General features: G+C 44.6%; 1 protein-coding gene. It reads left to right on the top strand.

Going from position 1 to position 1,755, the window contains the following annotated elements; genetic code table 11:
• Nucleotides 1-362: 362 nt before the first annotated feature.
• A partial coding sequence (locus tag LZG75_RS12225; protein ID WP_233937696.1) for a S8 family serine peptidase occupies nt 363-1,755 on the top strand: 1,393 nt, incomplete at its 3' end.

Genomic DNA, 1,755 nt, shown 5'->3' with positions numbered 1-1,755 from the left:
GTTATTTTTGACGTGCCTAAGGTGCAATAGTTTAGATTTAAAACTGAACTACTTAACTAACAAAAAGCGAGCTCCGTAACCTTGGCTCCTCGACGTGGGATCGAACCACGGACCAACAGATTAACAGAAATTTGCAGTTCATTTTTTTGTAATTAATTCAATGACTTAGTTTAAAAAAGACCCTTTGTGTAATAAGTCGTGTAATGGGAAAAAGTTGTTTTTTACAACTTTTTATGGGGAAGGGATTCCCACCAGAAAAACCCATGCCAATTCAATTTCTGTCAAAATACCTAAACCAGTCTTAAGCTAATCAAGATGAGCATGAGCTTGTACTAGCAAAATACGGTTTGAAAGGGCTTAGATTGAAAAAGACTATTTTGTTCTCTCTCGTTATTTTTGTGCTGGGCACGCAATTGGTGTCTTGCGGAGATAACACTAGCACTTCATCCTGTTCTGAATCTGGTCCCTATGCCTGCCAAACAGGCGCTACAGAACCCTTGTATACCTATCAATGGGCCTTAAATGCTGCGCAAAGTTTCTTTGCTGGCTACCCCCTTGTTGCTGATGGCTTTACAGATTTAAATGTTGAGGCAGTGCATAAGCAAGGTATTAAAGGACAGGGTATCAATGTAATGGTTTTAGATAGCGGCATTGAGATCAATCACATTGATCTGAAAGCCAATATCAATCCGGCAATGACATGGAATTTTGAAACCGGCACTTCTGATTCAACGCCTTCGAATCCAGGTGATGCCCACGGTACTAATGTTGCCGGGATGATTGCAGCTGCCCAAAATGGGATTGGCGTGATGGGCGTTGCCCCTAGAGCTACGCTGGGAGGGGCGAGATACATTGATGGATATGCTCGTACCGCCAATCAGGAAGTTGAAGCATACGGCGGTGCAGGGTGGTCAAAAGATACGGATGTATTTAATGCGTCCTTTGGAAGTGTACCACCATTACCACTAAATTTCGGACGCACACCATGGCTTGAGAGCTTGCCGAATTTGCGGGGCGGCAAAGGTGCTGTGGTGGTTAAGTCTGCGGGCAATGCGTACGAGGATCGCGATATCTACGAGTGCCCACAATTTCAATACGGCAATTCTTTCTATCGCCTTGTTAGTTGTGCAAATCCATCCTCTGATACCGAGAGGCTTACTTTCCCTGTCATTGTCACTGCAGCAGCTAATGCCATGGGCTACAAATCAAGTTATTCCTCGGCAGGCTCGGTGATGTGGATCACGGGGCTTGGTGGGGAGGATGCGTCAATTGGTAATTACGGCGAGGCAGGTAGCGCGGCAAATAAGCAGGGGCCACAGATTTATTCTACGGATTTAATGGGCTGTGAGCGAGGATATAGTAAGAATGGGGTGTCTGCAGTTCGTGATCCTCAATTCCTGATTGGTGGCTCGCCCATTAATAAAGAAAAAAACCCAAATTGTGATTTTGATCAAATGAATGGCACTTCATCTGCAGCACCCACTGTTACCGGAGTCGTAGCATTAATGTTAAGCGCGAATCCGAATTTGGGTTGGCGAGATGTTCGCGATATTTTGCGAAAAACAGCTCGGCTTATCGACGTTGATTACGGCAATCAAGGGTATCGCAATCATCAGGTCAATTTGACCTTAAACCCGACGATTTCAAATCAAACCAGTAAGGAATTGGTTGATGGACAAACCTCAGCCAGAATTGACTATGGTTGGCAAAAGAACCAAGCCGGAATTTACTATTCTAATTGGTATGGATTTGGAC

It is taken from the genome of Polynucleobacter sp. IMCC30063, assembly GCF_021395235.1.
Taxonomy (GTDB): Bacteria; Pseudomonadota; Gammaproteobacteria; order Burkholderiales; family Burkholderiaceae; genus Polynucleobacter.
Note: the sequence above shows the minus strand (reverse complement) of the source record. Positions and strands in the feature narration are given on the sequence as shown.